The sequence below is a fragment of the Streptomyces cinnamoneus genome, assembly GCF_002939475.1.
GTDB lineage: Bacteria > Actinomycetota > Actinomycetes > Streptomycetales > Streptomycetaceae > Streptomyces > Streptomyces cinnamoneus_A.
On sequence record NZ_PKFQ01000001.1, the window covers coordinates 2,756,392 to 2,780,049 of the forward strand.

The window sequence follows — 23,658 nt, forward strand, 5'->3', positions numbered from 1 at the left end:
GGGGAATCGGTCCCGCCCCGGCCGGGTGGCGGGGTCGTCGTGGACGGCGTGGGGCCGCAGACAGTTCATCGTATGGGCCTACCGTTTCTCCCCACTCTCCCGTCCGATCGTCGCGGAGGTCCCGAAGTGACCGCACAGGCCCGCTCCTCCCGCCGCCCCCGCCCGTATCGGACCGCTCCCCGCTCCCCCCGCCGGCCCCGCTGGGGGATGCGGCTGGCGACGGGCGCCGCGGTGGCCGTCCTCGGGACCGGCGGGATCGGGCACGCGGTCGTCTACGGCATCGACGGCGGCATCGGCCGGGTCGACCCCTTCGGGGGGCTGTCGAACCGGCCCGGCGGCGGCCGCGGGATGAACGTGCTGCTGGTGGGCACCGACGGCCGGGAGAAGATCACGGAGGACGAGCGCAGGCGCTACCACCTGGGCGGCGTGCCCTGCCACTGCACGGACACGATGATGCTGATGCACCTGTCCGCCGACCGGGAGCGGGCCACGGTGATCAGCTTGCCGCGCGACACCTACACCGAGATCCCCGAACACGCGGACGAGACCGGCGGCGTCCGCCCGGCCCACCCCCAGAAGCTCAACGCCGCCTACGCCGAGGGCGGCCCGGGGCTGACCGTACGGGCGGTCGAGCAGCTCACCGGGGTGCACGTCGACCACTACATGGAGATCGACTTCACCAGCTTCATGAAGACCGTCGACGTGGTGGGCGGCGTGCAGGTGTGCACCGTGCGCCCCCTGAAGGACGACTACACCGGGCTCGACCTGCCTGCGGGCACCAGCACCCTCGACGGGGGCCAGGCCCTGCAGTACGTCCGCTCCCGCCACCTCGACGGGGCCGCCGACCTGGGCCGGATGCAACGGCAGCAGCGGTTCCTCGCCTCGCTGATCCACAAGGTCTCCGACGGCAGGCTGCTGCTGAACCCCGTGAAGTTCCAGGAGGTCACCTCGGCGGTCCTGGACTCCGTCCGCGCCGACCGGGGCTTCGGCGCCGACCAGCTCCTCGAGCTCGGCAGGGCGATGCGCAAGCTCAGACCCGCCTCCGCGGAGTTCACCTCGGTGCCGGTCGCCGTGGCGAACTACCCCGTGGCGCAGATCGGCTCGACGGTCCGCTGGGACGAGGCGGCGGCCGGCAAGCTCTTCCAGGCGCTGCGCGAGGACCGCCCGGTCAACGCCGTCCCGCGCGCCCCGCACCGCACCCAGGACGCCAAGCCGCCGTCCCGCCGGGACGGGCCGGCGCCCACGGCCGTCGAGGTGGCCCCCGAGCGGATCCGCGTCCAGGTGCTCAACGGCAGCGGCGTCGACGGTCTGGGCCGTACGACCGACGAGGCGCTGCGGGCCACCGGCTTCGCGACCACCGGGCTCCCCGCCGGGGCCCCGCCGCCCGCCGACGGGCACACGGTGATCGGCTACGACCCGCGCTGGGACCGCTCGGCCCACTCGCTGGCGGCCGCGCTGCCCGGGGCCGAGCTGCGCCCGGTGCCGGGGCAGGGCCCGCTGATGAAGGTGGTCCTGGGCACCGACGACCCCCGGGTGCGCCCGGTGCGGGCTCAGGACCCGCCGCCGCAGCACGGCGGGGGCGTCCCGGTGGTCACCGGGGACCAGGTGATCTGCCCGGACCCGGCCTAGGGGGGTCCGAGGGGTCAGCACGGGCCCTGCGGAGCCCGGCACGGCACCTCGCTGCGTTGTCGCAGCAGCCGAGGACGCTAGGCCCGCGGGCGGCCCATCGCGCGGAAGGTCCAGCCCGCGGCGCGCCAGGTGGCGGCGTCGAGGGCGTTGCGGCCGTCGAGGACGCGGGGGGTGGCGACGACCTCGGCGAGGGCCGCCGGGTCCAGCTCCCGGAACTCGGACCACTCCGTGAGGTGCAGCACCACGTGGGCGCCCCGGCAGGCCTCCAGCGCGCTGGGCGCGTAGGAGAGGGTCGGGAAGACCTGGCGGGCGTTCTCCATGCCCTTGGGGTCGTAGATGGTGACCTGGCCGCCCTGGAGGTGGATCTGGCCGGCGACGTTCAGCGCGGGCGAGTCGCGGACGTCGTCCGAGTCGGGCTTGAACGTCGCGCCCAGCACGGCCACACGGCGGCCGAGGAAGCTGCCGCCGACGGTCTCGCGGGCCAGCTCGACCATGTGGCCGCGGCGGCGCATGTTGATGGAGTCGACCTCGCGCAGGAAGGTCAGCGCCTGGTCGGCGCCGAGCTCGCCGGCGCGGGCCATGAAGGCGCGGATGTCCTTCGGCAGGCAGCCGCCGCCGAAGCCGATGCCGGCCCGCAGGAACTTCCGGCCGATCCGCTCGTCGTGGCCGATCGCCTCCGCCAGCTTGGCCACGTCGCCGTCGGCGGCCTCGCAGACCTCGGCCATGGCGTTGATGAAGGAGATCTTCGTGGCGAGGAAGGAGTTGGCCGCGGTCTTGACCAGCTCGGCGGTCGGGTAGTCGGCGACCACGAAGGGCGAGCCCTCGCCGATGGGGACGGCGTACACCTCGCGCAGCACCTTCTCGGCGCGCTCGCCGGCGACGCCCACGACGATGCGGTCGGGGTGGAGGGTGTCCCGCACGGCGAAGCCCTCGCGCAGGAACTCCGGGTTCCAGGCGAGCTCGACGTCCGTGCCGGCCGGGGCCAGCTTGGTGAGCAGCGGCGCGAGCCGGGCGGCGCTGCCGACGGGCACGGTGGACTTGCCGACGACCAGGGCCGGCCGCCGCAGCCAGGGGGCGAGCTGGGTCACGGCGCTCTCGACGTACGACATGTCGCACGCGTACTCGCCCTGCTTCTGCGGCGTGTTCACACAGATGAAGTGGACGTCGCCGAACTCGCCGACCTCCTCCCAGGAGGTCGTGAAGCGCAGCCGCCCGGTCGAGCCCTCGATCCCGGCGACGTGCTTGCGCAGCAGGTCCTCAAGGCCCGGCTCGTACATCGGGACCTCGCCGCGCGAGAGGGTCTCGATCTTCTCGGGCACGACGTCCAGCCCGAGCACCTCGAATCCGAGCTCCGCCATGGCCGCGGCGTGGGTGGCGCCGAGGTAACCGGTACCGATCACAGTGATCTTGAGGGCCATGCGGTGCTCCATGTACTGACGGTCTGGCCTGCGGGCGGGCCTGGGGGCCGGATTGCGTTGCCCGAGCATAGTCGGGGCCGGCCGGGGAAATGATCCCGGGAGATCTCCTGCCGCGGGGCGCGCTGTCGGCAAGCTCACGTATACCCGTTCCCGGCCCGCCCCTAGAATCATGGTTACTAAACGGTAGTTAACTCTCTGGGGAGCACGCCTTGGCGGGAAACAAGGACTTCGACCTGTACCGGCCGTCCGAGGAGCACGACGAGCTCCGCAAGGTCGTGCGCTCGCTCGCCGAGGCGAAGATCGCGCCGTACGCCGCCGAGGTGGACGAGGAGGGCCGCTTCCCGCAGGAGGCGCTCGACGCCCTCGTCGCGGCCGACCTGCACGCGGTGCACGTGCCGGAGGAGTTCGGCGGCGCCGGTGCCGACGCGCTCGCCACCGTGATCGTCATCGAGGAGGTGGCGCGCGTGTGCGCCTCGTCCTCCCTGATCCCCGCGGTCAACAAGCTCGGCTCGCTGCCGGTCGTCCTCTCCGGCTCCGAGGAGCTGAAGAGGAAGTACCTGGGCCCGCTCGCCAAGGGCGACGCGATGTTCTCGTACTGCCTGAGCGAGCCGGACGCCGGCTCCGACGCCGCGGGCATGAAGACCAAGGCCGTCCGCGACGGCGACCACTACGTCCTCAACGGCGTCAAGCGCTGGATCACCAACGCCGGCGTCAGCGAGTACTACACGGTCATGGCCGTCACCGACCCCTCGAAGCGCTCGAAGGGCATCTCCGCCTTCGTCGTGGAGAAGTCCGACGAGGGCGTCTCCTTCGGCGCCCCGGAGAAGAAGCTCGGCATCAAGGGCTCGCCGACCCGCGAGGTCTACCTGGACAACGTCCGCATCCCCGCCGACCGCATGATCGGCGAGGAGGGCACCGGCTTCGCGACCGCGATGAAGACCCTGGACCACACCCGCGTCACCATCGCGGCCCAGGCCCTCGGCATCGCCCAGGGCGCGCTGGACTACGCCAAGGGCTACGTCCAGGAGCGCAAGCAGTTCGGCAAGCCGATCGCCGACTTCCAGGGCATCCAGTTCATGCTGGCCGACATGGCCATGAAGCTGGAGGCCGCCCGCCAGCTGACCTACGCCGCCGCCGCGAAGTCCGAGCGCCTGGACGGCGACCTGACCTTCTTCGGCGCCGCGGCCAAGTGCTACGCCTCGGACGCCGCCATGGAGATCACCACGGACGCCGTCCAGCTCCTCGGCGGCTACGGCTACACCCGTGACTACCCGGTCGAGCGCATGATGCGCGACGCCAAGATCACGCAGATTTATGAAGGCACGAACCAGGTGCAGCGCATCGTCATGGCGAGGAACCTGCCGTAGCAACGTTTTCGCAGGTCAGTGGCTGTCTTGGGCGGCTCGTGAGCCCTGAGCGGCTTCCAGCCCGTTCGGGCCCGTTTCGGGCCGATCGTGGGCGTCATGCTGGGGAAATCCTGGGCGGACGCTGGGGTGAAATCAGCCGCTGACCTGCACAAATGACACAGCCCCCGGCGTCGAGCCGGGGGCTGTTCGTCTGGGTGGGGTCAGGCCACCTCCGACTGCTCGGTGGGATCGTCCGCGCCGGGCGTGAGCATCGTGGCGATGGCCGCTCTGCCGCGCTGCTCGGCGCCTTCGAAGATGTAGTGGTAGTGCTGCCGGAGCACGTCCGTGCTGCTGTGACCCATCCAGTCCGCCACGTCGTTCTCAGGGACGCCCGCATAGAGCATGCGGGAGCCGTAGTAGTGCCGGAGGGCGTGGGGCTTGCAGTAGGACACCCCGCCCTTGGTGAGCGCGGTCAGCCAGATCTTCGGGTAGAAGTACGAGGCGTACAGGTAGCCCGACCGGGTGACGTTGGGGAACAGCAAGCCTTCCGGCCCCCACGTCCCGTGGTTCTTGATGTGCCGCCGCAGCTCGAACGCTACGTTCGGCGGAAGAGGCACGATCCTGCCGGGTTCCTCCTCATCGCGAGCCTTGATGTGCCGACGCTGAAGAGCGCTGTTCTTGCCCGACTCCGTCTCGCCGTCCTCGGTGATCTGGAAGTCGACCCGCAGTGTCTCGCCCTTGAAATCGATCTGGTCGCGGGCCACAGCCATGGCCTCGCCGAGCCGCAGACCGCAGCCGGCCATCAGCCAGACCATCGCGCGGTACCGGGGAGGGCAGCCGTCCAGGATGGCCAGGACTTCCCGCGTCGTGAGCCGCCGGGCCTTGGTCTTGTGTTCCCGTATCTCCTTGGCGCGGCTGCCAGCGTGCTTGATCTTCTTGCACGGGTTACGGCCGATGATCTCGTTGACCACGGCCCAGTCCATCATTCCGGAGAAGAACGAGAAGCGCTGACGGCGGGTCCTGGCCGACAGCTTGCGGTCGGTCTCCATCCACAACAGCCACTGCTCGACGTCCGCGACCTTCAGCGAGCCGATGGAACGGGCCTTGAAGAACGGCTCAAGGGTCGTCGTCTGGATCGAGCGGTACTGCTTCTTGGTGCTGTTCTCCAGCTTTCGTTGGTTCGTCCACTGCTGCCACACGGCCGTCACGGGCTGCTTGGCCAGCTTGTCGTCGAGGTAGGTCCCGGCGTCGAGTTCCTGTTCCTTGCGCTTGCGGTGGTCGTCAGCGCGCTTCTTGGTCTCGAACGTCTTCTGCCGCTGCTTGCCGTCGGGGTCGTACCAGTAGGCGGTCCACTTCTTCGGGTCGTCCGTGGACCGCGCTACCCATGCCCTTGCCACTGCCGTGCTGGCCTCTCTGGTTGGTGAGTGGGCCGCCTCCGCGTCGTCTTCTCGTGGTCGGCCCGCGCCTCAGTCTGCCCTCAATCCACCCTCGCTTGTCAACCTGGGGTGGTCCACCCCGTGTGATGTAATCTGGGGGCATGCGAGAGGACGAAAGCGGCTTCGAGGTCAGCCAGCAGCAGGGCGGTTGGGTGGTTCGGATGTGGTGGCCGACGGGTCCGGTGACGGGCGGCCCACAGCGCATCACCGTGGAGGCGGCCGACGACGCATCTGCTCGTGACGTGGTGCGCGGAATCTCCACGACGGTGCTTCGCCGGCTGGACATCGCAGCGGCCATGAACGCGGCCAAGATGGCTCCCGAGGCTCAGCGCACCCTGGAGGACGTAACTCGGAAGCTCGACGAGTCCGGGGAGGCCGCAGGAGCGCTGCTGGCCGACGAGGGTGTCTCGGAGCGTTACTTGGCCATGCTCGCGGCGACGTACAAGGGCATGGCCGACACCGGGGCTCCTGCGCCCGTTCCCTGGCTGGCTCGGTTGATCGACCGACGCCCGGAGACGATCAAGGACCACCTCAAGAAGGCCCGCCGGGACGGCTACCTGAGCACGCTGGCAGGCAAAGCCGGAGGCGATCTGACGGAGAAGGCCAAGGCGGTGCTGGATTCGATGGCCAGCGCAGCGAGCTAGTCGGCCTGCCGCCCGCCCAACTTCACATTTCCTTTCGCAGCCCCCGAGGCCCCTCGGGGGCTGTTCTGTTTCGGAGGACCATTGACCAAGCTGATGACCGTTGACGACGTGGCCGAATATCTGAGGAAGCCCCGCTCGTGGGTGTACGACAACTGGCGACGCGAGGCGCTGCCGTTCAAGAAGGTGGGGCAGGCACTCCGGTGCCGTCCCGCCGACTTGGAGAAGTGGATCGACTGTCAGGCCAGTTGATTGGAGAGCATCACCTCGTGGGCCCAGGTCAGCCGGAGGGCCACGAGGGCAACGAGAGTGACGTCGGCCACTTCTGCCCCAGCCGGTGTCCGTTTCCCGCCCTCCGGACACCGACATTTATATCGAGGGGGTTTCTCTATATAGAGCTATCCCCTCCCCCCCTCAAGGGGACTTCTTATTTGATCTCCCGCTCTACATACTCCCGGAGTGCTCTTGAATCTCTACGACCCGGTTCGCGGTAAGTCTCGTCGAAAGGATCTTGGCCTGTCGGTCCCGCAGTTGGCTGCTCTGTGCGGGGTTTCGTCCATGGCGGTCTACAAGTACGAGAGCGGTGAGCTGCGACCCAGTTTTCTGACCTTCATCAAGCTGGCTCACCATCTGCGCATCAGCGTTGCCTCGCTCGTGGAGCAGGCCGGGCCGCTGTGCCAGGCGAAGGACGCTGACGGCTGGAACGTGCTCGTCAAGGCCATCTACGCCGCCGAGGCACTGCGGCACCGGGAGCAGGGCACAGGGCGAATCCTGATGACGAAGGCTGACGCCCGAGCCGCAGCCGAGGCCGACCGCGCCGGCATCTGCTCCGGGGCCGCACAGGGCCTCTGATGAGCTGGAAAGCCACTCGACATGGTGAGTGGCGATACGAGTACGCCATCCGCTGCGACGTCTGCGGACTCACCAAGGGCGTGGACTCGTACAGCGTGGCCCATCGAGCCTTCCACTGCGGGCGCCCGGCACAGGTTCAGCGCCCCGAATACATCCGTTTCCTCGATTAGGAGTCATCCATAGTTACTCTGCACGATGCCGTTCAGGACAACGATTTCGCCATCAGCCACATCGTGGCTTCTGGTGCCCTCAGCCTCCTCCGGGGCGCTACTGGCCTAGCCAACACCGTCCACCGCGACGCACAGGAGGAATTCCGGGGTGGCGTGGGCGATAAGGTCCGCATCCGCCGCCCGGAGATCCTTGAGGCGAAGAACTTCGCCGGGTCCGTCAACGCGATGGCCAAGCCGATCAAGGAAAACACGGTCGAGCTGGAGATCACGGACCAGCCGCTCGTAGCCACGGACCTCACCGACCGCGAGATGCGGTTCAGTATCGCCGACTTCGAGACCCAGGTGACCGGCCCGCAGGCCGCCGGTGTCGCCGACTACCTCGAACAGCACATAGCCAACACGATCAGCGCCAGGAGCGCCGCCAACGCGCTCGGCCTGATCACCATGGACCCGAAGAACCCGCGCATGGCGATCATCGACGCCATGACCTACCTGGACAAGGCCCGGGTCTCTGGTACCCGGTATCTGGCCGTTGACCCGGACGTGAAGAACGCTCTGATGAAGGACGACAACTTCAGCCAGGTCAGCCAGGCCGGCACAGCCGAGTCCCTGCGCGGCGGCGTCATCGGCTCCGCGTACGGCTTCGTGGTCGTCTTCTCCCCGTACATGAAGGGCGCCGTGGCCTACGTCGAATCGGCCTTCGCCATGGCCGTCTGCCAGCCGGTCGCAGTCCGCGGGACGTTCTCCTCGGGCGGCTCTGACCGGGGCTATGCGATGCGTTGGCTCCTGGACTTCAATGGCGACACTCTTAAGCAGAGGTCCGTCATGGACTGCTATGTCGGCTCGACTGTCTTGGACGAACGGCGCTCTGTGGGACTGGCCCTTAAGTCTGTCTAGCTATAGGCAGGGCGAGGCATGCGTTCGCCATTTCCCGGGAGTGTGCCTCGCCCCTTCGGGCTAGTTCAACGATGCATGAGCGCTCATCACATGCCAGGCTCCCTTGCAGAGCAGAGCGCCCCCGACGAGATCACCGGGAGGGATGGTGGAGGCCCAACGCAATGCCAGAGCCCGAGCGGGTTTGTCCAAGAAACAGCGGGGCAAACAAGGGGTGCGACATGTCGAGGTTCGCAATGTACTTGGTGAGAGTATTCAAGCGGGGCGGTTTGATCGCGAACTGCTGACTCGGGTGATGGTGAAAATCCTTGACAGTGCTGGCGAGTGTCAGCGGGCAGAGCCGTACAAGCCGCTGTACCCGGTACTTGATGATGTCGGGTTGCGTTATTGCTGCACTCACAAACCCCGCCACTGTTCCGAGTATTTGAGCAAGTGAACGCCGTCGTCGCAGCTCTCGTCGCGCTCGCTGGAGTCGGACTTGCATGGCTTCATTTCTATGGCCCTTGGTGGAGTCCCTGGGCAATCGTTCTTGTAATTGCCGGCCTGGGGTTTTTTCTTTTCTGGAAAGGGCGCCGCATACTGCGAGGAAATCCAGTCCTGGGTAGGAGGCTGATGGAGTGGATTTTCCTTCCGAAAGCAGCGGTAGCCGTCGCTGGATCTGCCGGCATCATTATATTTGGCGCCTTGGTGGCGACGAAAGAAAGCATGAGTGACGAGACGAAGGCACTGATTGGCGCCCTTAGTGCCGCAGTGGCCACTTTCCTCGCAGCTGCTCTCATCGAGAAAGTTAAGACATTCGACAAGTCGTGGGTGGGAGATGAGATCAAGAAATCCTTCGAAGTCGCTTTCAAGGATGTATTCAAGGTAGGCAGTGAAGGGCGAGACGCCGTATACAGCGGGCTTGGGGGGGATTGGAGCCGAGCCAATCGGCGAGAACGTGCAAAGACTGTTGACGAGGCGCTCAAGGATCCGGCCCAGCTGAAGTGATATCTGATGCCCGTAATGAGTGGCGTATCGGTGTCCTGTGTGCGTTTTTCGGACGCGAACTTCGAAAAAGTTAGTGAAGTCACCAGCGGGCGTTCCGGCGCACTCGATTTCCCTCCTTACTGGCTCGATTGGCCGTTTTTGCATCGCATCGTAGCGCATGTCGATCGGATAGTTCGGGCCGTCGGGGGCCGTTCGATCAAATGTCGAATTTTTCATACCCGTACACGGTGGAAGGATGGTGCCCGCGGCGGGCCCTATTCTTTTCCTAATGGGCATTACTCCCACTCTCTTGGTAATTGAAGTAATGGTCTAGAAATCTCTACGTTACCGTTCCGTGATAGTGGGCGGGCAGGATGTTGATCAGTGCTGCAACAGTGAATGCGGCGGCCGTCAGAGCATCGCTCCGGCCACTCACTGAGACTTCACCTGCCAGCCCGAATCAAAGGATTCCCGCGCCATGCGTAAGACCGTTCTCGTTCCCGTGCGCAAGAGCTACTGCGACGCTCACATAGCGAAGGACGGGACCGAGGTAGAGGCGACGGCATCGCTGTCTCTCGGGTCTCACACGTGGGATCTGTGCCTGGAACACGACGTCGTGTTCGGCCGGTATCTGACGGACGCTCTGGGGGTGCCTGCTGAAGCTCCGGCCACATCGGTGGTCACGGGGCAGGGCGACGCCGATAGCAGGGGCCTGACCCATGCTGTTGAGGGTCACGTCCCGGATAGTGGGGGTCTGACCCCCACTATGAGTGTGAGTGCACAGGACGAGCCGGAGAACGACGACGATCCGGGCGAGGTTGAGCATGACGAGCCGGAGCGTCCGTCTGTGATGGTCAGTGGTGACGTGCCCGGGTACTTGATCGATGAGGCACGGGAAGCGGTGCGTAACTGTGGCTACGACGTGGTGGGGCGTGCTGATGACTCCACTGTGTTGATCATCTGTGGTGAGGGTGCGGAGCGGAACGCCACGAAGCTTGCCGACGCCAGGGAACGCGATCTGCCCTGCATGGACGCGACCGTACCGGGCCGGTTCAAGTCCGCCGTTCGGGCGGGTGAGTTCACGGGAGGTGACCCGCTCCCTGAGCCGGTGAAGGTCGGCCGGTCGGGGCTGAGCGAGCGGGAGCGGAACCGGTTGGTTCGTTCGTGGGCCCGGGAGAACGGCTACAAGGTGCCCGACAAGGGCCGCATCCCCATGCACGTACGGCACGGCTACGAACTGAGCCACAAGACCACGCCCGACGGGGAAGCGGTAGCAGCCTGAACGCCGCGCCCCACAGTGGCGGGCGCTCCGTGCGCCCGCCCTCCCCGGCCGTCCCACCTTCAACTCTCACTCTTGGACTTTGAGGAAGCATGAGCACCCCGGTTCTCTACGGCCCGATCGGCCGCGCCGTCCGCAAGATCGCCCCGTACCTCGAAACGGACGCCCTCGGGGTGTACGTCGCCGCCCTGTCGATGTGGTCGGCCGCGATCGGCGGCACGGTCAAGGTGTCATCCCGGGGCCACGCCCGTCCCGTGCTGGTGTGGTCCGCCCTGGTAGCCGGAACAGGCAGGGGCAAGGGAACTGCTCTCCGGGCCGCTCTTCACGTCCTCGACAAGCCGTTGGGCCGCTTCGTGGCGACACACACCACGTCCGGGATCACCTCTGGCGCGAGCATGGTGCATCACCTGTGGGAGCAGCAGGAGGCCACGGCCGAGACGGAGCACGGCAGGGACGTCCGGACTCTGGTGGTCGAGGAGGAGTGGACGGAGGTGTTGAAGCGGGTCAAGCGTGACCCGTCGTTCACCACGAAGCTCCGGGCCGCGTGGGACGGGGCGACGCTCCGCAACACCACCAAGGAAGAAGCCCAGGAAGTACGCGACCCCGCCATGGTCCTGCACTCCCACATCACGCCGTCCGACTGGGCGAAGTACGTGGGCGAATCCGAAGCGGCGGGCGGCTCGTACAACCGCATCCTCCCCTTCTTGCTCGGCTCAGTGCCGATGCTCGACGACGACCGCATGACCCTGCCGACAGTGGACGGCTTCGAACTGTCCGACGCCTACGCCTGGGCCACCGCCCGCCCCCGCGTGATCACCCTTTCCGAGGACGCCCGGCCACTGTGGCGGATCGTGCGCCGCTACGCCCGCATCCTGGGCGAGACCCTGCCCGAGGCTCAGGTCGTGTTCATCGAGCGAACCGCCGAACAAACCCTTCGGGTCGCGGCCTGTCTCGCAGCCTCCGAGTGCTCCGAGAGCATCACGGACGACATACTGTTCGCCGCTTTCACCCTCGTACGCCGTTCCGTCCAGGACGCTGTCCGGATCACCAAGGGCGCCACCATGCCGAAGGCGAAGCGCCAGTCGCTCAGCCTCGCCGACAAGGTCCGGGCACGGATCGAGACACACGGCGGGCGGGCAACGTCCTCTCAGATCCTCCCGTACGTCGGAGCGACGGCCGCTGAGGTGAAGGCACTGCCAGGAATCGTCGTCACCGTCGACCGGTCCGGGAAGACGGGCCGCCCGGCCACCGTCTTCACACTCCGCAGTGACAGAGCCGATTACGTGGGCCCTCAGCCGGCGACTCCGGAGCGCCACGTGAACCGCGCCACGGTCGTCCACCTGGACGCCTACCGCCCGGCACTCGTGCAGGCCCCGAAGCCTGCGCCCGAACCGAAGTGCTTGGAACCGCTCGCGGACAACCCCTTCCGAGCACTCCTCTAACCAACTAAAGAAACGCCCCGGCCATCATGGCCGGGGCGTTCTTGGTTTGCTTCGGCTCAGCTCACCACAGCGCGAGCGATCAAGGTCCCGATGTGGTCAGGCTCAGGGGCGTCGAGAACCTGCGCTTCTGCCTTCTCGAATCCGGCCTGTAGAAGGAGGTTTTCCCACTTCCGGGGCGTGTAGCTGTACCGGTACGTGTACATGGCTTTGCCCGCGAACCCGCCCTTGTACATGCCCTGGGGGCCGTACGCGCCTGGGATGGCAGGAGGCTGTGAGAAGACGAGGACGCCTCCGGGGTTCAGCCGCTCGGCGACCAACGGGAACAGCTTGACCGGGTCCGTGAACCAGACGGCCCCGAAGATCGAATAGACGGCGTCGTACGTCTCCGTGCTGCTGCGCAGGTGCTCCAGCACCTCACCGCAGACGAACCGCGCTCCCAGCGGGCCCCAGCGCTCCGTGGTGTTCGCGGTCATGACTGGCGAGAGATCGAGGCCGGTCGCCTTCACCCCCTGCCGCGCGAGGTGAGCCAGCGCCCTCCCGGTCCCGCAGCCGATCTCCAGAACACTCGCCGGGGTGCCGAGCAGTTCCGTGCCGGGCCCGTGGTCGGCGTACTGCGTCCAGCGGAACACAGGCTCGGCGTCGAACACGTCGCCCTTGGTGCTCTCGGCGTACGTGTCCCACAGCTCGCGCTCAACATCGATGTTGTGCTGTGCAGGCAAGGGGTTTCCTCTGTCTCTGTGAAGGGGACGCGGCACTGCCCCCACCCTCGGAGCGGAGGGCAGGGGCAGGCACTCTAGTGCTGGCTCAGTGGCTGTCGGGGACCTTGTTGTCACACGGCGAGCAGTCGGAGGCATCCACCGACCACAGCTCGTCATCGACGTCGAAACCGTTCCGCCGGATGATCTCCGCCGTGCGCATCACTGTGCCGTCCCGGCGGCGTTCGATCAGCGGCGCGTGGTGCTTGTACTTCCCGGCGTTGTACTCGTCGCACAGAGCGAAGTACAGGGGCGTGTCGAGTATGAGCTGGTGAACCCCGATGTCCACCGTGTACCCGACGCCCATGTCCACGCCGGGGTTCTCCATGGCTGTGATCAGATAGGCGATGCCCTGTCCGAGGATGCGTTCGGCGAGACTTCGGACGGCCACGCTGTCACGTAGCAACAGGCGAACTTCCCGCTCCCACAGGTCATCCACCCCCACATCGGCGACCAGGTGCGGTACCCGTTCCTGCACTGTGTTGAGGACGATGCGCGGATCACGGGTCCGCGTCTGGAGTGCTGTTGCCACCATGTTCCCTTTCTCTCGACGGAGCGGGGTGGTGCGCTGGATCCCGCCGGGCCGCCGGCTCGTCATGCCGACGGCCGAGCGGGAGGCTTGGGAGGACACCGGAGCGGCCATGTCGCCAGAGGGTCTTTACGGCTCCTGCGACCGTCGTACCGACTCGGCGTAGACCAAGGTGTTCGCGATCTTCTTGGCGGTGGGCAGCGGGACACTCCCCAGGAAGACGGACGGCTCGCCACTGAGCGAGGCACGTCCGGTCAGCTGAGGCCACGAGTCCGGGTCACCCACCTTGATGCCCATCGTCTTGAGCACTTGCCCGAGCATGAAGGCGACGTCGTCGGCCTTCTTCTTCCCTTCCAAGAAGGCGTCGGCTTGCTGTGCAGCTGCTCCGATATCCGTGGTCATGAGGAGACGCTAGGGACCAACAGACTGCGATAGCCACGATCTTGCGATTTCTTGCGCAGTTTCACCCGAGGGCTTCGATGGCCGCAGTGATCAGTGCTTGGGCACGTGGGCCGTACACAGCCATACCGGACAGCTCGTGGAACGCCTTGGCGTAGTCGGCGATCTCACGTGGTTGCACCACGTTGATCTTGGCGGTCAGGTTCTCGACCGCGACCCGCCGGTCATCGAACAAATAAAACGCTTCCAGCGGCCACACCTTCCGCTGACCTGCGGAGGGGATCACCCCCAGCGAGACGGACGCCAGCGGCATCAGTGAGAGAAGGTGCCTGAGCTGCCCGGCCATCGTCTCCGTGTCGCCGATCTGGCTCCGGAGAACCCATTCTTCGATCAGGACGGCGAACCGGTGTCCGCCTTCGTATATGAGACGACTCCGAGCCATCCGGGCCGGTACGGCTGCGGCGACATCGTCGGGGGTCTCATGGAAGTCGGTCATCGACCGCATGAGGGCCGTGGCGTAAGCGGGGGTCTGGAAAAAGCCCGGGATGACGTTGGAGACATAGATCCGGAACAGTGAGGTCTCTTCATAGCCGCTGATCAGTCGCTCTTGTGCTTGCCGCAACCCCGTGCGGTGGCGCCTGCGCCACTCGACATACATGGAGTCGGCTGCTCTGGCGGTGGCGATCAGGTCGGCTGCTTGATTCTCTGTCCCGCAGGCTGCGCACCACGCGCGGATATCGGCGTCGGTGGGCGTGGCCTTGCCGCTCTGGATGCGGCTCGTCTTGGCAGCGTTCCACCCACATCGGACGGACAGCTCTTGGCCGGTAATGCCAGCGTCCTTACGGATCTCCACCAACCGGTCAGCAAGAGCCTTCCTTGCTGCCGCGACGCTGGACGAGGGGGAGGGCGATGACATGGGCTGGCAGTCCGTTGGTGGCGGGTGTCAGACCTTGAACTCCTCGTGCGGGATGCCACGCTCCCACACCGCTTCGAATGCCGATGAACAGAGCTGGACCACGGCCGGGTCCTCGGTCATCTCGAACCGGGGGTCGGCCCAGTCCCCATCACCGGTGAAGAGGTTGAACCGAACAAGGCGATCGTCAAAGAGCCAGAAGTCGGCTGCGGGCACCGCGATGCCGAGCGCCTTCCGCCGGGGCAGCCAGCGGACCTGCTCGCCCACGGCGACGTTGACGGCGGTGGTGGCGTGCTCGTACCGGATGTACTCGCTCACCGGCTCGGAGACGATGCGCGCACGTCGCATGACCACGCCCCGGACGACGGTCTCACGTACCAGCGACACCCAGCGGGACCAGCCCTCGGACTCCGGGTCGAGGTCTACTTCACCGGTCCGCTTCCACTGGTCGAACTCCTCGGCTTCGCCAGCGACGCCGTAGCTGTCACGCATCTCCAGATGGACTGCTGTCCTCCGCGCGCTCCGGAGCAGCGTCGGAAAGTCCGGCACGTTCTGCGGCATCGCACGCCTTCCTCAAGATCGGCACCATCCGTAGCGGCAGGGAGATCACCGACTCGTGCGCCGGAATCCCCACAGCATGTCCGGGTACCCACTCGGTGCTGTCGACCTCCTCCGTGAGGGCGTCGTCAGCGGTCACGCCTTGGATGATGATCCTCTGCTGCTCGTGGTGCACCCAGACCGTGGCGGACCCCTCCTCCTTCGTCTCAGGGTCCATCCCCATGAAATCTAGTGGCATGGCGATCTCCTGTGTCCACCGGCTTGCGCTCGATTGCATGACCATCAGCCCGGCGGTGGCGGTACGTCAAGGGTGCGTGCGTGGCGCTGGAGGGCTCCCCGCAGGCCCGGCCCACGGATGAAGCTGCCTTGGAGCACTGACGACGGCATGGGCGGTCGGCGTCATACTGGGGAAATCCTGGGGAGGCTCCCTCTGAAGGGGGCATCTGCGCAGGTCAAGCGCTTGTTGTGCGTGAAGCACGCAGATCTACGAGGGCACGAACCAGGTCCAGCGCATCGTCATGGCGCGCAACCTGCCGTAACCCCGCACCCCTCAGGGAACGGCCCCCGGCGCTCGCCCGGGGGCCGTTCGCCGTCTTCCGGTGGCGGGCCGCCGCCGGGCGGGTGCAAGGTGGTCGCGGGGGCGTCCGTACCGCCAGGGAGGCTCGTGTCATGCCCGAGGTAACCAAACCGTACGTCCCCGGTACGCCCTGCTGGGTGGACCTCGTGGTCCCCGACCAGCGCGAGGCCCTCGACTTCTACCGGGACCTCTTCGGCTGGCAGGGCGAGCCCGGGCCCCCGGAGACCGGCGGGTACGCGGTCTGCGCACTGAACGGCAAGGCCGTGGCCGGGATCATGACCTCGATGGCCCAGGAGGGCGGCTCCAAGCCCCCGCCGGCGTGGACGACGTATCTGGCCGTCGCCGACGCGGACGCGGCGGTGGCCGCGGTCAACGCCAACGGCGGCACGCCGCTGACCGACGTGATGGACGTCCTCACGCTCGGCCGGATGGCCGTCGTGGCCGACTCCACGGGCGCGGTGTTCGGGCTGTGGCAGGCCGGCGACTTCTTCGGCGCGCAGGTCGTCAACGAGCCCGGCTCGGTGGTGTGGAACGAGCTCAACACCGCCGATCCCGGGACGGCCGGTTCCTTCTACTCGGCGGCCCTGGGCCTGACGCACAGTCCCATGGAGGAGCTGCCCGGCTACTCCGCCCTCAAGGCGAACGGCCGGGTGGTCGGCGGCATGCAGAGCCTGGAGAAGTCCCCGCCCGGCTCGCCCTCGCACTGGCTGACGTACTTCTGCGTCGACGACACCGACGGCACGGTCGACGCGCTGACGAAGGCCGGCGGGTCGGTCCTCAAGCCGCCCTTCGACATGGTCGCGGGCCGGATGGCCGTGGTGCAGGACCCCCAGGGCGCGGTCTTCGCCCTCATCGACGCGACCGGGCCGTCCCCCGAGGCCGGCTGATCCGGCCCGGGGAACGGCCCCGGCGGCGCGTCGCCCGCGACGGTCTCACTCGCCGGCGGTGACCTTCTCGTCCTTCTTCAGCTGCTCGAAGAGCTGCTTGGCCTTCGCGGTGTCCCACTTCACGGCCACGCCGTCGCCGCGCGTGGGGAGGTTGGGGTTGGAGATGGGGACGGTCAGCTGCTGCCCGTCGCCTCCCGTGACGCCCTTCATCGCCCAGAACATCGACGCCAGGTCCCACAGCTCCATGTCCTTGTCGACGATGAGCGTGTCCAGGCCGGAGCCGATGACGGGGTAGAGGCGGAAGGGGTTGAGGATCGTGGCGGGCGAGGCCGCCTGCTTGGCGAGGGTGTTCAGGAACTTCTGCTGGTTGCGCATCCGGCCGAGGTCCTGGTCGGCCTCCTGGTGGCGCTGGCGCACGAAGGCCAGCGACTGGGCGCCGTTCAGCTCCTGGCAGCCGGCCTTGAAGTCCGCGCCCGAGTCGCGGTCCTGCAGCGGCTTGTCCAGGCACATCTCCACACCGCCGAGCGCGTCGACCAGGTTGCGGAAGCCGCCGAACCCGATCTCCGCGTAGTGGTCGATACGCAGGCCGGTGTTGAACTCGATGGTCTGCGCGAGCAGCTCGGGGCCGCCGTCCGCGTACGCCTGGTTCAGCTTGTGCGTGGCGGCGGGGAACTTCTTGCCGGACTTCTTGCCCGTGAAGGCGGGGATGGTGACGTAGGAGTCACGCGGCAGGCTCAGCATCGTGGTGCCGTTGTCACCCGTGTGCACGATCATCATCGAGTCGGTGCGCTTGCCGTCCGCCGAGCCGGTGTGCAGGTCCTTCTTGTCCTGGTCGGACAGGCCCTCACGGCTGTCGGAACCGACGATCAGGTAGTTGGTGCCCTCCCCCGCCGGCGGGCGCTCCTGGAGCTGTCCCAGGTCGACCTCGCGGCGCATCTTGCCGTCGGCCCAGAAGTACGTGCCGACGGAGACGGCCAGCACGGTGACGACGAAGGCGATCGCCCCGATCTTGATCCGCTTGCCCCAGTCCGGGGTGCCGGTGCGGGGGGACCGGCCGCCGCCGCGCAGCCCGCCGCCGGGACCGTCCGGGCCGCCGGGGCCGCCGGGACCCTGGGGGTGCCCGCTGCCGCGGCCGTAGACCTGGCCGGTGTTGTAGCCGTCGTCGGGGGCCGCCGCCTGGGGCGGGGGGCCGGGGTGCCGGTCCGGGGAGTCGTAGCCCTGGGGCGGCCGGTACTGCTGGGGCGGGGCGGGGCGCTGGACGTGGGGCATCGCACGGACGCCCTCCGGCCGGGCGCCGGTGCTGCCGCGCCCGTACCGCTCGCGGCGGTCTTCGGTCCGCCCATCGGGCCAATCGTTCATGGGACCGAGTGTGCCCCGTGGGCCAGCCGGCTCACAGGGCTCGGGCGGGATCGGGGCAGTGCTGTTGCAGAGCTGATGCAAATCGGCCCCCACACGCCCGCCCGCATACAGTGGGGGGCATGACCACTCAGGACCGGAGCCCGGAGGCGATAGCCGGCAAGCCGACGTCGGCTTCCCGTACGACCCTCTCCCACATCATGACCGGCAGCGACACCAACCTGCTGGGCACCGTCCACGGCGGCGTGATCATGAAGCTGGTGGACGACGTCGCCGGCGCCGTGGCCGGCCGGCACTCCGGCGGCCCGGCGGTCACGGCCTCCATGGACGAGATGGCCTTTCTGGAGCCCGTCCGGGTGGGCGACCTCGTTCATGTGAAGGCCCAGGTCAACTGGACCGGGCGGTCCTCCATGGAGGTCGGCGTGCGGGTGCTCGCCGAGCGGTGGAACGAGTCGACGCCCGCCGTCCAGGTCGGCAGCGCCTACCTCGTCTTCGCCGCCGTCGACGAGCACGGCAAGCCCCGGCGCGTACCGCAGGTGCTCCCGGAGACCGAGAAGGACCGCCAGCGCTACCAGGAGGCGATGATCCGGCGCACCCACCGGCTCGCCCGCCGTCGCGCGATCATGGAGCTGCGCGAGAAGCGGACGCCCGAGGGCCTGGAGGACTGAGGCCCGTGGCGGCCGGGGGCGTCCCGGCCGTCCCGGCGCTCAGCCGTCGAGCTCGTCGATCGTGGCGATCGACGGCCCCCGCCGTGCGGACAGCTCGCCGGCCACGTCCTCCGCGGCCCTCAGCACCCGGACCGCGTTCTGCCAGGTCAGCTTGGCGAGGTCGGAGTCGGACCAGCCCCGGCGGAGCAGCTCCGCGATGAGGTTCGGGTAGCCGGAGACGTCGGAGAGGCCCTCCGGGGTGAAGGCCGTGCCGTCGTAGTCGCCGCCGAGGCCGACGTGGTCGACGCCGGCGACCTCGCGCATGTGGTCGAGGTGGTCGGCGACCGTCGCGACGGTGGCCCGGGGGCGGGGGTTCGCCGCCTCGAAGGCGCGGTGGACGGCCATGCCGACGGCGGTGGTGTCCAGCGGGTGCAGCCCGTTGGCCCGCATGTTCTCGTCCGCGGCCCGCGTCCACGCGATGGCCTCGGGCAGGATGAACTTCGGTACGAACGTGGCCATGGCCACGCCCCCGCCCGCGGCGAGCCGTGCGAGCACGTCGTCGGGGATGTTGCGCGGGTGGTCGCAGACCGCGCGCGCGGAGGAGTGCGAGAAGATCACCGGCGCCTCGCTGACCCGCAGCGCGTCCCGCATCGTGTCGGCGGAGACGTGCGAGAGGTCGACCAGCATGCCGACGCGGTTCATCTCGCGGACGACCTCTTCGCCGAAGCGCGTCAGGCCGCCCGCGGCCGGCTCGTCGGTCGCCGAGTCCGCCCACGGGATGTTGTCGTTGTGGGTGAGCGTCATGTAGCGGACGCCCAGCCGGTGCAGGGCCCGCAGCGTGGCCAGGGAGCAGTTGATGCTGTGGCCGCCCTCGGCGCCCATGAGGGAGGCGATGCGGCCCTCGGCGCGCGCGGCCTCCATGTCGTCGGCGGTGAAGGCGAGCCGCAGGTCCGCGGGGTAGCGCTCGGCCAGCCGCCGCACGACGTCGATCTGCTCCAGCGTGGCGCTGACCGCGTCGTCGCCCGCCAGGTCGCTGCGGACGTAGACGGACCAGAACTGGGCGCCCACCCCGCCTTCGCGCAGCCGGGGCAGGTCGGTGTGCAGGTCGGCGCTCTGGTCGGTGGCGATGTCGCGCTTGCCGAGGTCGTAGCGGACCTGCTCGCGCAGGGCCCAGGGGAGGTCGTTGTGCCCGTCGACGACGGGGTGGGCGGCGAGCAGCTCGCGGGCGCGGACCAGGTGGTCCGCCCTCACCGCGCTCACTTCCCGAACCCGAAGCCGGTGGCGCCCTCGGTGCGGGCGCGCAGCCGCTTGCCCTTCTCGGTGGCCTGCTGGTTCAGCTCGTCCTGGAAGCCGCGCATCCGCTCCAGGAGGTCACCGTCGTGGGCGGCGAGCATCCGGACGGCCAGGAGCCCGGCGTTGCGGGCGCCGGCGACGGAGACGGTGGCGACCGGCACCCCGGCGGGCATCTGCACGATGGACAGCAGGGAGTCCATGCCGTCCAGGTACTTCAGCGGTACGGGCACCCCGATGACCGGCAGCGGGGTCACGGAGGCCAGCATGCCGGGCAGGTGGGCGGCGCCGCCCGCGCCCGCGATGATCGCCTTGAGGCCCCGGCCGGCGGCCTGCTCCCCGTACGCGACCATCTCGCGCGGCATCCGGTGCGCGGAGACGACGTCGACCTCGTAGGGGATCTCGAACTCGTCGAGGGCTTTCGCGGCGGCTTCCATGACGGGCCAGTCCGAATCGGAGCCCATGACGATGCCGACGACGGGGGAACCAGTCATTCCGTGATCGTTCCTCGCAGGTATCCGGCGGCGTGGGCGGCGCGCTCGCGCACGTCCGCCAGGTCGTCGCCGTAGGTGTTGACGTGTCCGACCTTGCGGCCGGGCTTGACGTCCTTGCCGTACATATGGATCTTCAGGCCCGGGTCGCGCGCCATGCAATGCAGATACGCGGAATACATGTCGGGGTAGTCACCGCCGAGCACGTTGGCCATCACGGTCCACTTGGCGCGCGGCCGGGGGTCGCCCAGCGGCAGGTCGAGCACGGCCCGGACGTGGTTGGCGAACTGCGAGGTGATCGCGCCGTCCTGGGTCCAGTGGCCGGAGTTGTGGGGACGCATCGCCAGCTCGTTGACGAGCACCCGGCCGTCGCGGGTCTCGAACAGCTCCACGGCGAGGTGGCCGACCACGCCCAGCTCCTTGGCCACCTTGAGCGCGAGCTGCTGGGCGTGCGCGGACAGTTCCTCGGAGAGGTCCGGCGCCGGGGCGATGACCGTGTCGCAGACGCCGTCGACCTGGATCGACTCCACGACGGGGTACGAGACGGCCTGGCCGTGCGGGGAGCGGACGACGTTGGCGGCGAGCTCGCGGACGAAGTCGACCTTCTCCTCCGCGAGGACGGGCACACCCGCCCGGAAGGGCTCGGCCGCCTCCGTCGCGTCGCGTACGACCCACACCCCCTTGCCGTCGTAGCCACCGCGCACCGTCTTCAGGACAACCGGAAAGCCGTCCCCTTCTTCCGCGAACCGCACCACGTCGGCGGGGTCCGCGACGATCCGGTGCCGGGGGCAGGGCACCCCGATCTCCTGGAGTTTCGCCCGCATGACGCCCTTGTCCTGGGCGTGCACCAACGCGTCGGGCCCAGGCCGGACGGGAACGCCGTCCGCCTCCAGGGCCCGGAGGTGCTCGGTGGGTACGTGCTCGTGATCGAAGGTGATCACATCGCAGCCTTGTGCGAAAGCACGAAGGGTGTCCAGGTCGCGGTAGTCGCCGATGACGACGTCGCTCACCACCTGGGCCGCCGAGTCCTGCGGGGTATCGCTGAGCAGTTTGAACCTGATGCCGAGGGGGATGCCCGCCTCGTGGGTCATACGGGCGAGCTGGCCGCCGCCGACCATGCCGACTACCGGGAACGTCACGCCCCCAGGGTATCCGCACATGCGAACCACTCGTACCGGCCTGGATGATCCTCCAAGGATTCGGGCCCTGGCCGGAAGGCGCCGGTGGGCTGCCGGACGATGACCGAAAAGCGCGCGTCAACCGGCGGTTAACGGACTCTCCCGGTCACAGCCGGAGAGCGCTGGTTAGCATGAACACCATGACTCAACGGCGCACAGTGCGTTCCCGGCTGGAGCGGCTGGCCCGCGAAATCGCGAAATTCGGCGCCGTCGGCGCCATCGGATTCGTGGTCAACTTCATCGTCTTCAACCTCTGCCGGCACGAGTTCCACCTCGCCGTCGTCCGCTCGGGCGTCATCGCGACGGCCGTCGCGATCGCCACCAACTACGTCGGCAACCGCTACTGGACCTACCGCGACACCGACAAGAGCAAGCGCAGCCGTGAGCTGCCCCTCTTCCTCCTGTTCAGCGGCGTCGGGCTCGTGATCGAGAACGGCATCCTGGCGCTCTCGTACTACGGCCTCGGCTTCACGTCGCCGCTGGCGAGCAACATCGCGAAGAACGTCGTCGGCCTCGGGCTCGGCACGGTCTTCCGGTTCTGGTCCTACAGAACCTGGGTGTTCCGGGCGATGCCGGTCCGCGACGCCGTGGAGACTGCCGAATCGTTCCTGGCCGACGCCGACGCCGGGACGGAGTCCGAGGCCCCGGCCGAGGCCCCGCACCAGCGCGTCGACGCCGGGAAGTAGGACGCCCGCGCGCACGCCCCGCCCACCCGTCGTCTCCTCACCGTCGTCTCCCCGCAGCCGTCCCTCCGGCGTCTACTCGCAGCCGTCGGCTCCCCGGCTCAGGAAGAGCGCGAAGACCGGCGGGTGCTGTTGCAGCAGCTCCAGCCGCCCGCCGTCCGCCTCCGCCAGGTCCCGCGCGACCGCCAGCCCCAGGCCCGTCGAGTTGCGGCCGCTGACCGTGCGCTCGAAGACCCGCGAACCGAGGTCGACGGGCACGCCGGGTCCTTCGTCCGAGACCTCGACGACGGCCTGGTTGCCGGTCACCCTCGTCCGCAGCGCGACCGTGCCGTCGCCGTGCATCAGCGAGTTCTCGATCAGCGTCGCCAGCACCTGGGACACCGCTCCCGGCGTCCCCACCGCCCGCAGCCCCTGCTTGCCGGAGCGGACCAGGGCGCGGCCACCGCTGCGGGTGGCCGGCCGCCACTCCTCGATCTGCTGCTTGATGACCTCGTCGAGGTCGAACGTGACCGCGGAGCCGGTCTGCGGGTCACGGGAGTTGGTCAGCAGCCGCTGGACGACGTCGGTGAGCCGCTCCACCTGCGTGAGAGCGATCGTCGCCTCCTCCTTGACCGTCTCCGGGTCGTCGGTGAGCGTGATCTCCTCCAGCCGCATCGACAGCGCGGTCAGCGGCGTGCGCAGCTGGTGCGAGGCGTCGGCGGCCAGCCGCCGCTCCGCCGTCAGCATCCGGGCGATCCGCTCGGCGCTGCCGTCCAGCACGTCGGCGACCCGGTCCAGCTCGGGCACGCCGTAGCGGCGGTGGCGCGGGCGCGGGTCGCCGGAGCCCAGCCGCTCGGCGGTCTCGGCGAGGTCGGTGAGGGGCGCGGTGAGCCGGTTGGCCTGCCGCACGGCGAGGAACACGGCGGCGATCACGGCCAGCAGGGCCACCGCGAGGATCACCAGGAGGGTGCGGCCGACCTCACGGCTGACCGTGGAGCGGGACTCCTCGACCATGACGGTCTCGCCCTGCTCGCCCTTCTGCGTCGCGGTGATGACGCCGCCCGTCGGGCGGTCGCCGATCTCGATGGGCTGCCGGCCGGGGATGTCGATGCGGGCGTACCGCTCGGGGGTGATCTGCTCGCGCAGCACCCCGGACTCCACCCGCTCGCCGCCGACCAGCCGGCTGTCGACGATGCTGACCAGGCGCACGGCCTCGGACTGCACGCTCTCCTGAGCGCTGCTCTCGATGGTCCGCGTCTCGACGATGACGAGCGAGATGCCGAAGACGGCGATCACGACGAGCACGACGGCGAGCGTGGAGTTGATCAGTCGGCGGCGCACGG

25 protein-coding genes are annotated in these 23,658 nt (G+C 68.4%); 12 read left to right on the forward strand and 13 right to left on the reverse strand.

What is annotated here, in order from left to right; translation table 11 throughout:
- The first annotated feature begins 72 nt into the window (after positions 1-72).
- On the forward strand, positions 73-1,629 hold the full coding sequence (locus CYQ11_RS11780; protein ID WP_448323954.1) for an LCP family protein: 1,557 nt from the start codon (positions 73-75) through the stop codon (positions 1,627-1,629).
- A gap of 77 nt (positions 1,630-1,706) precedes the next feature.
- Here CYQ11_RS11780 and CYQ11_RS11785 read toward each other — a convergent pair whose 3' ends face one another.
- Positions 1,707-3,047, reverse strand: a complete 1,341-nt coding sequence (locus tag CYQ11_RS11785) for a UDP-glucose dehydrogenase family protein (protein WP_099199671.1) — start codon at positions 3,045-3,047, stop codon at positions 1,707-1,709.
- A gap of 209 nt (positions 3,048-3,256) precedes the next feature.
- Between CYQ11_RS11785 and CYQ11_RS11790 the strand changes: the two genes are divergently transcribed.
- Positions 3,257-4,414: an acyl-CoA dehydrogenase family protein gene (locus CYQ11_RS11790; RefSeq protein WP_099199670.1), complete on the forward strand. Its 1,158-nt coding sequence runs from the start codon at positions 3,257-3,259 to the stop codon at positions 4,412-4,414.
- A gap of 200 nt (positions 4,415-4,614) precedes the next feature.
- Here the strand turns inward: CYQ11_RS11790 and CYQ11_RS11795 are convergent, their stop codons facing one another.
- Entirely contained in the window at positions 4,615-5,790 is a 1,176-nt protein-coding gene (locus tag CYQ11_RS11795) for a tyrosine-type recombinase/integrase (RefSeq protein ID WP_099199669.1), read from the reverse strand.
- Between the two features lie 140 nt (positions 5,791-5,930).
- On the opposite strand from CYQ11_RS11795, the gene CYQ11_RS11800 reads away from it, so the two are divergent.
- The 7 genes from CYQ11_RS11800 (at position 5,931) to CYQ11_RS11825 (ending at position 12,073) form a co-directional block, all read left to right on the forward strand.
- Positions 5,931-6,473 (forward strand): hypothetical protein, encoded by a 543-nt coding sequence (locus CYQ11_RS11800; RefSeq protein WP_099199668.1) that lies wholly within the window; start codon positions 5,931-5,933, stop codon positions 6,471-6,473.
- An 81-nt stretch (positions 6,474-6,554) separates the two neighbouring features.
- Complete coding sequence (locus CYQ11_RS11805) at positions 6,555-6,722, forward strand: helix-turn-helix domain-containing protein (RefSeq protein WP_243469270.1); 168 nt, start codon at positions 6,555-6,557, stop codon at positions 6,720-6,722.
- A 207-nt stretch (positions 6,723-6,929) separates the two neighbouring features.
- Positions 6,930-7,322 (forward strand): helix-turn-helix domain-containing protein, encoded by a 393-nt coding sequence (locus CYQ11_RS11810; RefSeq protein ID WP_099199667.1) that lies wholly within the window; start codon positions 6,930-6,932, stop codon positions 7,320-7,322.
- A gap of 323 nt (positions 7,323-7,645) precedes the next feature.
- A complete protein-coding gene (locus CYQ11_RS11815; RefSeq protein WP_481135913.1) occupies positions 7,646-8,389 on the forward strand; it encodes a phage major capsid protein in 744 nt (247 codons plus the stop codon).
- Between the two features lie 429 nt (positions 8,390-8,818).
- Positions 8,819-9,373: a hypothetical protein gene (locus CYQ11_RS29160; protein WP_146104677.1), complete on the forward strand. Its 555-nt coding sequence runs from the start codon at positions 8,819-8,821 to the stop codon at positions 9,371-9,373.
- A 457-nt stretch (positions 9,374-9,830) separates the two neighbouring features.
- The gene (locus CYQ11_RS11820; protein ID WP_099199665.1) at positions 9,831-10,634 is read left to right on the forward strand and encodes an Lsr2 family DNA-binding protein; all 804 of its coding nucleotides are present in this window, start codon (positions 9,831-9,833) and stop codon (positions 10,632-10,634) included.
- Between the two features lie 89 nt (positions 10,635-10,723).
- Complete coding sequence (locus CYQ11_RS11825; RefSeq protein ID WP_099199664.1) at positions 10,724-12,073, forward strand: DUF3987 domain-containing protein; 1,350 nt, start codon at positions 10,724-10,726, stop codon at positions 12,071-12,073.
- A 56-nt stretch (positions 12,074-12,129) separates the two neighbouring features.
- Here CYQ11_RS11825 and CYQ11_RS11830 read toward each other — a convergent pair whose 3' ends face one another.
- The 6 genes from CYQ11_RS11830 to CYQ11_RS11855 form a co-directional block, all read right to left on the reverse strand.
- Positions 12,130-12,792: a class I SAM-dependent DNA methyltransferase gene (locus CYQ11_RS11830; RefSeq protein ID WP_099199663.1), complete on the reverse strand. Its 663-nt coding sequence runs from the start codon at positions 12,790-12,792 to the stop codon at positions 12,130-12,132.
- A gap of 85 nt (positions 12,793-12,877) precedes the next feature.
- Positions 12,878-13,363, reverse strand: coding sequence for a hypothetical protein (locus CYQ11_RS11835; protein ID WP_099199740.1), 486 nt, complete (start codon positions 13,361-13,363; stop codon positions 12,878-12,880).
- A 123-nt stretch (positions 13,364-13,486) separates the two neighbouring features.
- On the reverse strand, positions 13,487-13,759 hold the full coding sequence (locus CYQ11_RS11840) for a hypothetical protein (protein WP_146104678.1): 273 nt from the start codon (positions 13,757-13,759) through the stop codon (positions 13,487-13,489).
- 61 nt (positions 13,760-13,820) lie between these two features.
- Positions 13,821-14,672 (reverse strand): helix-turn-helix domain-containing protein, encoded by an 852-nt coding sequence (locus CYQ11_RS11845; protein WP_099199661.1) that lies wholly within the window; start codon positions 14,670-14,672, stop codon positions 13,821-13,823.
- A gap of 27 nt (positions 14,673-14,699) precedes the next feature.
- Positions 14,700-15,230, reverse strand: coding sequence for a DUF6879 family protein (locus tag CYQ11_RS11850; protein WP_099199660.1), 531 nt, complete (start codon positions 15,228-15,230; stop codon positions 14,700-14,702).
- Positions 15,154-15,465 carry a hypothetical protein gene (locus CYQ11_RS11855; RefSeq protein WP_099199739.1) on the reverse strand — a complete coding sequence of 104 codons (312 nt, stop codon included), beginning with the start codon at positions 15,463-15,465 and terminating at the stop codon, positions 15,154-15,156. Before CYQ11_RS11855 ends, CYQ11_RS11850 begins: the two co-directional genes overlap by 77 nt.
- Positions 15,466-15,896: 431 nt before the next feature.
- Here CYQ11_RS11855 and CYQ11_RS11860 point away from each other — a divergent pair, with 431 nt between their 5' ends.
- Positions 15,897-16,691 (forward strand): VOC family protein, encoded by a 795-nt coding sequence (locus CYQ11_RS11860; RefSeq protein WP_099199659.1) that lies wholly within the window; start codon positions 15,897-15,899, stop codon positions 16,689-16,691.
- Positions 16,692-16,736: 45 nt separating this feature from the next.
- Here the strand turns inward: CYQ11_RS11860 and CYQ11_RS11865 are convergent, their stop codons facing one another.
- The gene (locus CYQ11_RS11865; protein ID WP_099199658.1) at positions 16,737-18,050 is read right to left on the reverse strand and encodes an LCP family protein; all 1,314 of its coding nucleotides are present in this window, start codon (positions 18,048-18,050) and stop codon (positions 16,737-16,739) included.
- Positions 18,051-18,169: 119 nt separating this feature from the next.
- Here CYQ11_RS11865 and CYQ11_RS11870 point away from each other — a divergent pair, with 119 nt between their 5' ends.
- Complete coding sequence (locus tag CYQ11_RS11870) at positions 18,170-18,715, forward strand: acyl-CoA thioesterase (RefSeq protein WP_099199738.1); 546 nt, start codon at positions 18,170-18,172, stop codon at positions 18,713-18,715.
- A gap of 39 nt (positions 18,716-18,754) precedes the next feature.
- On the opposite strand, the gene CYQ11_RS11875 is transcribed toward CYQ11_RS11870, so the two are convergent.
- From CYQ11_RS11875 to CYQ11_RS11885, 3 genes are read right to left on the reverse strand one after another with little or no spacing between them, the layout of a single operon-like run.
- Positions 18,755-19,945: a dipeptidase gene (locus CYQ11_RS11875; protein ID WP_099199657.1), complete on the reverse strand. Its 1,191-nt coding sequence runs from the start codon at positions 19,943-19,945 to the stop codon at positions 18,755-18,757.
- Between the two features lie 5 nt (positions 19,946-19,950).
- Positions 19,951-20,478, reverse strand: a complete 528-nt coding sequence (gene purE / locus CYQ11_RS11880) for a 5-(carboxyamino)imidazole ribonucleotide mutase (protein WP_099199656.1) — start codon at positions 20,476-20,478, stop codon at positions 19,951-19,953.
- Entirely contained in the window at positions 20,475-21,635 is a 1,161-nt protein-coding gene (locus CYQ11_RS11885) for a 5-(carboxyamino)imidazole ribonucleotide synthase (protein WP_099199655.1), read from the reverse strand. The genes purE and CYQ11_RS11885 overlap by 4 nt, the downstream gene beginning before the upstream one ends.
- A 158-nt stretch (positions 21,636-21,793) precedes the next feature.
- Between CYQ11_RS11885 and CYQ11_RS11890 the strand changes: the two genes are divergently transcribed.
- The gene (locus tag CYQ11_RS11890) at positions 21,794-22,339 is read left to right on the forward strand and encodes a GtrA family protein (protein WP_099199737.1); all 546 of its coding nucleotides are present in this window, start codon (positions 21,794-21,796) and stop codon (positions 22,337-22,339) included.
- 72 nt (positions 22,340-22,411) lie between these two features.
- Here the strand turns inward: CYQ11_RS11890 and CYQ11_RS11895 are convergent, their stop codons facing one another.
- A complete protein-coding gene (locus CYQ11_RS11895; RefSeq protein ID WP_099199654.1) occupies positions 22,412-23,656 on the reverse strand; it encodes a sensor histidine kinase in 1,245 nt (414 codons plus the stop codon).
- Positions 23,657-23,658: the final 2 nt, after the last annotated feature.